The 7761-nt window shown below is 60.3% G+C and carries 6 protein-coding genes; all 6 read right to left on the reverse strand.

Features of this window, described 5'->3' with window-relative positions; all coding sequences use genetic code 11:
• Positions 1 to 178: 178 nt before the first annotated feature.
• The gene (locus tag HU765_RS15635) at positions 179 to 667 is read right to left on the reverse strand and encodes an RDD family protein (protein WP_186621574.1); all 489 of its coding nucleotides are present in this window, start codon (positions 665 to 667) and stop codon (positions 179 to 181) included.
• 96 nt (positions 668 to 763) lie between these two features.
• Positions 764 to 976, reverse strand: coding sequence for a cold shock domain-containing protein (locus HU765_RS15640; RefSeq protein WP_003175786.1), 213 nt, complete (start codon positions 974 to 976; stop codon positions 764 to 766).
• Positions 977 to 1380: 404 nt separating this feature from the next.
• Positions 1381 to 2505: a glycine cleavage system aminomethyltransferase GcvT gene (gene gcvT, locus HU765_RS15645; protein ID WP_186621576.1), complete on the reverse strand. Its 1125-nt coding sequence runs from the start codon at positions 2503 to 2505 to the stop codon at positions 1381 to 1383.
• A 41-nt stretch (positions 2506 to 2546) separates the two neighbouring features.
• Positions 2547 to 3923, reverse strand: a complete 1377-nt coding sequence (locus HU765_RS15650) for an L-serine ammonia-lyase (protein ID WP_186550576.1) — start codon at positions 3921 to 3923, stop codon at positions 2547 to 2549.
• 201 nt (positions 3924 to 4124) lie between these two features.
• The gene (gene gcvP / locus HU765_RS15655) at positions 4125 to 6977 is read right to left on the reverse strand and encodes an aminomethyl-transferring glycine dehydrogenase (RefSeq protein WP_186621577.1); all 2853 of its coding nucleotides are present in this window, start codon (positions 6975 to 6977) and stop codon (positions 4125 to 4127) included.
• 12 nt (positions 6978 to 6989) lie between these two features.
• Entirely contained in the window at positions 6990 to 7373 is a 384-nt protein-coding gene (gene gcvH, locus HU765_RS15660) for a glycine cleavage system protein GcvH (protein WP_186550580.1), read from the reverse strand.
• Positions 7374 to 7761: the final 388 nt, after the last annotated feature.

A 7761-nucleotide genomic window follows, 5' to 3' on the forward strand; every position in this document is an offset into this window, starting at 1 on the left:
AAAACCTTTGCAGGAGTGAGCCCTGTGGCGAGGGGATTTATCCCCGTTCGGCTGCGCAGCAGTCGTAAAGCAGCGCACGCGGTGTGTCTGATACACCGCGGTGGTTGATTTTGGGGCGGCTTCGCCACCCAACGGGGATAAATCCCCTCGCCACAGGGGGGACTCTTGGGTATGGAAATTATTTGCTCTTTTTCGGGATTCGCACCAAGCGTGTATCCGAATAGATGTCATGCCACGTGCGCTTCTGCTTGTCATACAGCGACCAGAAGAACCCAAGCCCAACGCACAGCCATGACGCGATCGAGACCATAAACCGCAGCAGCGCCTGCCACAGGCTGATCGCCGTGCCGTCAGCGTTCTGCACACGAATGCCCCAGACCTGCATGCCCAGCGTCTGCCCGCCATGGGTCCAGAACTTGGCGAAGAAGCCGAACAACACCAACAGCAGCACCGTCGAATACAGCGGATCACCATCAAGCTGCCCGGCATCGGTCATCGTCCGCAGGCGCTCTTCGCCGATGATCGCGGCCTGGATCAGTTTGTAAGCGAATCCGGTAACGATCAGCAGGGCGGTGCACAGCAGGAAGTCATAGAACATCGCTGCCAGGCGACGGCCAAGGCCAACGGCAGGAAAGTCGCCCTGTGGAGTGAGCTGGTTTTTCGACATGGCAGCCTCTGGACGCAAATGAAGCGCCATTTTACGGATTCGCGCGCACAAAAAAGCCCCTGATATCAATATCAGGGGCTTTTTTCGTTACTGAGATCAGGCTTCTGCTTGTACTTCGTCAGCCTGCATGCCTTTCTGGCCTTGCACAGCGACGAAAGTCACTTTCTGGCCTTCTTTCAGGCTTTTGAAGCCGTTGCCCTGAATGGCGCGGAAATGCACGAACAGATCCGGACCGCTTTCAGGCGTGATAAAACCAAAACCTTTCTCGTCGTTAAACCACTTGACGGTACCGCTCTGACGTTGGGACATTTCTTATTTCCTTTGACGCAAAAATTGATGACAGCCTCTTTCTCATGAAAGAGTACTGGAGCTGGTTGCAAGGAGTAAGAAGACGTCGAGCGGGATGTAGCTAACTTGTAGGCTACTGCCCAGGTCACGATTCAAGGCTGACCCATGCAAACACAGTGGATAAACTCTACGCCAACTACGGGAGAAAAAACAACCCCCTGTGAGGGCCCCGGTTTTATTGCGCTTGGCGGGAATTAGTCAGTCCACTAGTGTCGCCTTAGACGATTGTTCGGTTCTACTTTTTTCAATCGTTATAAGCAGCGTTCATATTCGATTCGATTGTTAAAAAACGCACTGTTTTATGGCGATTGCGTTACACATTAGTGCATGCATAACGCAATCGCGTTACTTATAGAAACAGTCAATCAGCCACGATAGTAGCGTTGCGGAACAAATGGCATTTTGCTTACAAGCATTTGCACCTTTTTCCCACGAACGATGGCCCAAACGGGTGTGTCGAGAGCAACGTAGGCGCTGTCGAGGTACCCCATCGCCAAAGGGCCGCCCAAGGTCGGACCGAAACCGCCGCTGCACACGCTGCCGATGGTTTCGCCGGCCTCGTTGACGATCTCTGCGCCTTCACGCACCGGCGTACGTTCTTGCGGCAGCAGGCCGACGCGTTTGCGCGCGACACCGTTCTGTTGCTGGGCAAAGATCTGCTCTGCGCCCGGGAAACCGCCGGCCCGCGGGCCGTCGGCGCGGCGTGCCTTGGAGATTGCCCACAGCAGGCTGGCTTCGATCGGCGTGGTGTCGGTGTTCATGTCGTGGCCGTACAGACACAGGCCGGCTTCCAGACGCAGCGAATCGCGCGCGCCGAGACCGATGGCCTGGACTTCGGGTTCGGAGAGCAGGGCGCGGGCGAGTTTTTCCGCCTCGGCGGCCGGCACCGAGATTTCAAAACCGTCTTCACCGGTGTAGCCCGAACGGCTGACAAAGCAATCCACGCCCAGCAACGACACACGGTTGAACTGCATGAACGTCATTTTCGCCACGTCGGGTGCCAGGCGGGCGAGGACGGTAACCGCCGCCGGACCCTGCAGGGCGAGCAAGGCGCGCTCTTCGAACAGCGCCTTAATGGTGCACTGAGCGCCAATATGTTGTTGCAGATGCGCCAGGTCCTGGTCCTTGCACGCGGCGTTGACTACCAGAAACAACTCGTCGTTACCGAGGTTGGCGACCATCAGGTCGTCGAGGATGCCGCCGGTTTCGTTGGTGAACATCGCGTAACGCTGCATGCCCACCGGCAGATCGATGATGTCCACCGGGACCAGGGTTTCCAGGGCTTTGGCGGCGTTGGCACCGGTCAGACGGATTTGCCCCATGTGCGAGACGTCAAACAGCCCGGCCTGTTCGCGGGTGTGCTGGTGTTCTTTCATCACCCCGAGCGGGTATTGCACGGGCATGTCATAGCCGGCGAACGGCACCATGCGCGCGCCCAGTTCGAGGTGCAGGGCATGGAGCGGGGTTTTCGACAGTGATTCGGTAGGCATCTTCAACTCCTGAAAAATGTGCAGCCGCCGATGCGCGAGCATCAGCATTCGATAATGTTGACCGCCAGACCGCCGCGGGCGGTTTCCTTGTATTTGCTTTTCATGTCGGCGCCGGTCTGGCGCATGGTGCGGATGACCTTGTCGAGGGAGACGAAATGCTGGCCGTCGCCGCGCATGGCCATGCGCACCGCGTTGATGGCTTTCACCGAGCCCATGGCATTGCGCTCGATGCACGGCACCTGCACCAGGCCGCCAATCGGGTCGCAGGTCAGGCCGAGGTTGTGTTCCATGCCGATTTCCGCGGCGTTCTCGACCTGCTGCACAGTGCCGCCGAGCACTTCGCACAAGGCGCCGGCCGCCATTGAACAGGCCACGCCGACCTCGCCCTGGCAACCGACTTCGGCGCCGGAGATCGAGGCGTTTTCCTTGTAGAGAATGCCGATGGCGGCGGCGGTCAGCAAAAAGCGCACGACGCCGTCGTCATTCGCGCCGGGGATAAACCGCATGTAGTAATGCAGCACCGCTGGAATGATCCCGGCCGCGCCGTTGGTTGGCGCCGTAACCACGCGCCCGCCGTTGGCGTTTTCTTCGTTGACGGCGAGTGCGTAAAGATTGACCCAATCGAGCACCGACAGCGGATCGCGCAAGGCCGATTCCGGGTTCTTGCACAATTGCCGATGCAACGCCGCCGCGCGGCGTTTGACCTTCAAGCCGCCGGGCAGAATGCCTTCGTTACGGCAGCCGGCGGCGACGCAATCCTGCATCACCTGCCAGATTTTCAGCAGGCCGGCGCGGGTTTCCGCTTCCGGGCGCCAGGCACTTTCGTTGGTCAGCATCACCTGACTGATCGACAGACCGTAAGTGCTGCAATGGCCGAGCAAGTCCTTGGCGCTTTTGAACGGGAAGGTCAGCGGCGTGGCGTCTTCGACGATGCGGTCGGCACCGGCGGCGTCTTCATCGACGACAAAACCACCGCCAACCGAGTAGTACTCGCGGCTGCGGATTTGAATGCCCGCCGCATCGAAGGCGCGAAAGATCATGCCGTTGGGGTGGTAGGCCAGCGGTTTGCGAATCATCGCCAGCTGTTCTTTCTCATTGAACGCAATGCTGTGTTCGCCGAGCAGATTCAACCGACCGTTACCGCGTATTTCCTGCAGCCGCGCGGCGACGGTTTCGGTGTCGACCGTGTCCGGGTGCTCGCCTTCAAGACCGAGCAACACGGCTTTGTCGCTGCCGTGCCCCTTGCCTGTGGCGCCGAGTGAGCCGTACAGCTCGACCCGCACGCTGGCGGTGGTGGTCAGCAGGGTTTCCCGGCGCAAACCCTCGACGAAACGCGCAGCCGCGCGCATCGGGCCGACGGTGTGGGAACTGGAGGGACCGATGCCAATCTTGAACAGGTCGAACACGCTTAACGACATGAGTGGTTCTCCGGTTTCTTGTTATGGGAATTGGCGGATTTTTGCGGCTGAGCGCATTCCCTTGTAGGAGTGAGCCTGCTCGCGATAGCGATCTGTCAGTCGACATCATTGGTGAATGTCAGTGCGCTATCGCGAGCAGGCTCACTCCTACAGGGGATCTGCGGTGTGTGCGGGATCAGCGATAACTGATCCCGCATCCGTTTAAGCGTAGCTTTCGATCGACGGGCAGGCGCACACCAGGTTGCGGTCGCCGAACACGTTGTCGACGCGACCGACCGGCGGCCAGTATTTGCCTTCGATCAACGAGGCCACCGGGTACACGGCTTGCTCGCGGCTGTACGGGTGGGGCCACTCGCCAACCAGTTCTGCTGCGGTGTGCGGGGCGTTTTTCAGCGGGTTATCGTTTTTGTCCAGCGTGCCGTTTTCCACTGCGCGGATTTCTTCGCGGATGCGGATCATGGCGTCGCAGAAGCGGTCCAGTTCTTCTTTGGATTCGCTTTCGGTCGGCTCGATCATCAACGTGCCGGCCACCGGGAACGACATGGTCGGGGCGTGGAAGCCGAAGTCGATCAGGCGCTTGGCGACGTCATCGACGCTGATACCGCTGCTGTCTTTCAACGGACGCAGATCGAGAATGCACTCGTGCGCCACCAGACCATTGCTGCCCGAGTAGAGCACCGGGTAATGTTCTTCGAGGCGACGGGCGATGTAGTTGGCGTTGAGGATCGCCAGTTGCGAAGCGCGCTTGAGACCGGCGCCGCCCATCATGCGGATGTACATCCAGGTGATTGGCAGAATGCTCGCGCTGCCGAACGGTGCCGCGCAGACTGCACCTTCCTTGCGCTCCATCTGGCCATGGCCGGGCAGGAACGGGGTCAGGTGCGACTTGACGCCAATCGGGCCGACGCCCGGGCCGCCACCGCCGTGCGGAATGCAGAAGGTCTTGTGCAGGTTCAAATGCGAAACGTCGCCGCCGAATTTACCCGGTGCGCAGAGGCCGACCATCGCGTTCATGTTGGCGCCGTCGATGTACACCTGGCCGCCGTTGTCGTGAATGATCGCGCAGATTTCGCGGATGCCTTCTTCGAACACGCCGTGGGTCGACGGGTAGGTGATCATCAGCGCGGCGAGGTGTTCGCGGTGCTCGATGGCTTTGGCACGCAGGTCTTCGATGTCGACGTTGCCGCGCGCATCGCATGCAGTGACGACCACGCGCATGCCGGCCATTTGTGCCGTGGCCGGGTTGGTACCGTGGGCCGACGACGGAATCAGGCAGATGTCACGGCGCTCGTCGCCACGGCTCTGGTGATAAGCACGGATCGCCAGCAGGCCAGCGTATTCACCTTGCGAACCGGCGTTCGGTTGCAGCGAGATCGAGTCGTAACCGGTGGCGGCGCAGAGCATCGCTTCCAGTTCATCGGTCAGTTGCTGATAGCCGGCGCTTTGTGCGGCCGGAGCGAACGGGTGCAGGGCACCGAATTCGGCCCAGGTCACCGGGATCATTTCGCTGGCGGCGTTGAGCTTCATGGTGCACGAGCCCAGCGGGATCATCGTGCGGTCCAGCGCCAGGTCCTTGTCCGCCAGCTTGCGCAGGTAGCGCATCAACTCGGTTTCCGAGTGATAGCGGTTGAACACCGGGTGGCTGAGGATCGGCGACTGGCGTACCAGCGAGGCCGGGATGGTGCTTTCTACTATGGCTGCGAGGGCGGCGAAATCCGGCAGGGTCTTGCCGTCGGCGAACAGGCTCCACAGGGCTTCGATGTCAGCCTGAGTGGTGGTTTCGTCGACCGACAGGCCCAGCCGTTCAGCGTCAATCACGCGCAGGTTGATCTGTGCGCCATGGGCCTTGTCGTGCAGTGCAGCAGTGTGCGCGCCGGTGGCCACGGTCAGCGTGTCGAAGAAGTTGGCTTGTTCGACTTTGGCGCCCAGCGCGGTCAGGCCCTTGGCCAGGATCGCGGTCAGGTGATGCACGCGGTTGGCGATCTGCGTCAGGCCTTTAGGGCCGTGATAGACGGCGTACATGCTGGCGATGTTGGCCAGCAGCACCTGCGCGGTGCAGATGTTCGACGTGGCCTTCTCACGGCGGATGTGTTGCTCACGGGTCTGCATCGCCAGACGCAGCGCCGGCTTGCCGAACCGATCAACCGAGACACCCACCAGACGGCCCGGCATGTCGCGCTTGAACGCATCTTTAGTCGAAAAGTAAGCCGCGTGCGGACCACCGAAGCCCAGCGGCACGCCAAAGCGCTGCGCCGATCCGATGGCCACGTCAGCGCCGAACTCGCCCGGTGCGGTGAGCAGGGTCAGGGCCAGCAGGTCAGCGGCTACGGCCACCAAAGCGTTGGCGGTGTGGAAGCGTTCGGTCAGTTCGCGGTAATCAAACAGGTCGCCGTTGCTCGCCGGGTATTGCAGCAGCGCGCCGAAGAATGGTGTGACGTCAGTCAGTTCGCGCTCATCGCCCACGACCACGTCAATGCCCAGCGGCTCGGCACGGGTGCGCAGCACGTCGAGCGTTTGCGGGTGGCTGTGGATCGAGGCGAAGAACTGGTGGCTGCCCTTGTTCTTGCTCAGGCGTTTGCAGAAGGTCATGGCTTCGGCAGCGGCGGTGGCTTCGTCGAGCAAGGATGCGTTGGCGATCGGCAGGCCGGTGAGGTCGCTGATCAGGGTCTGGAAATTCAACAGCGCTTCGAGACGGCCCTGGGAAATTTCTGGCTGGTACGGTGTGTAAGCGGTGTACCAGGCCGGGTTTTCCAGCAGGTTGCGCAGGATCGGCGATGGCGTGTGGCAGTTGTAGTAGCCCTGGCCGATGTAGGTTTTGAACAGCTGGTTTTTGCCGGCGATGGCTTTGATCATCGCCAGGGCGTCGGCTTCGCTGAGGCCGTCGTCCATGCCGAGGACGCTGGTGCCCTTGATGCTTTCCGGGATGACATTGGCGCTCAGTGCTTCGAGCGAGTCGAAGCCGAGGCTGTTGAGCATGGCTTGCTCGTCATCGGCGCGCGGGCCGATGTGGCGGGCGATGAATTCGTTGGCGGTGCCGAGGTTGACTTGGGTCATGGCGTTTACTCCTCAGGCTTCGGCTTGGGCTTTGATCAGACGGTCGTACGCGTCCTGATCGAGCAGTTTAGCGACTGCCGAAGCGTCGCTTGGCTGGAAGCGGAAGAACCAGCCTTCGCCCAGCGGATCTTCGTTGACCAGTTCCGGGGCGTCTTGCAGCGCCGGATTGACTTCCCGCACGTCACCGTCGAGGGGCATGTATACGCCGCTCGCGGCTTTGACCGATTCCACAGTGGCGGCTTCAGCGCCTTTTTCGTAGGGCTGCAATTCAGGCAGTTGCACGAATACCACGTCGCCCAGGGCGTTCTGCGCAAACGCGGTAATGCCGACAGTAACGCTGCCGTCGGCTTCGGTGCGCAGCCATTCGTGATCTTCGGTAAAACGCAACTCGCTCATGGAAACTCCTCAGGGGCCAGACTCGTCTGGTGGACGCGGTGGAAAGCGTGGGCGCGAAGGCCCTTATTTATGAGGATTGATTAGCAAGAACGCGGCCAAGGTCAATTTTTCTTTTTTAATCAATGAGTTAACGATTCCGCTGAGGATCGACAGATTGGTGTGTGTAGCGAAATCGCTACAGCTCGGTGCGAAGAAAAAAGCTGAACGGGATCAACGCCTTGCACAGCGGCGATCAGAGGAGGGTGTAGCGATATCGTTCCGCTGTAGCGCTTTCAGTACAGATGCAGGTCGCTTTCAAGATCGCCACGGTCCCCTGTAGGAGTGAGCCTGCTCGCGATAGCGGTATGTCAGCTAAACGTGTGTTGACTGATACACCGCTATCGCGAGC

The sequence above is a fragment of the Pseudomonas sp. SWRI81 genome, assembly GCF_014268545.1.
In the GTDB taxonomy this organism is placed as follows: Bacteria; Pseudomonadota; Gammaproteobacteria; order Pseudomonadales; family Pseudomonadaceae; genus Aquipseudomonas; species Aquipseudomonas hamedanensis.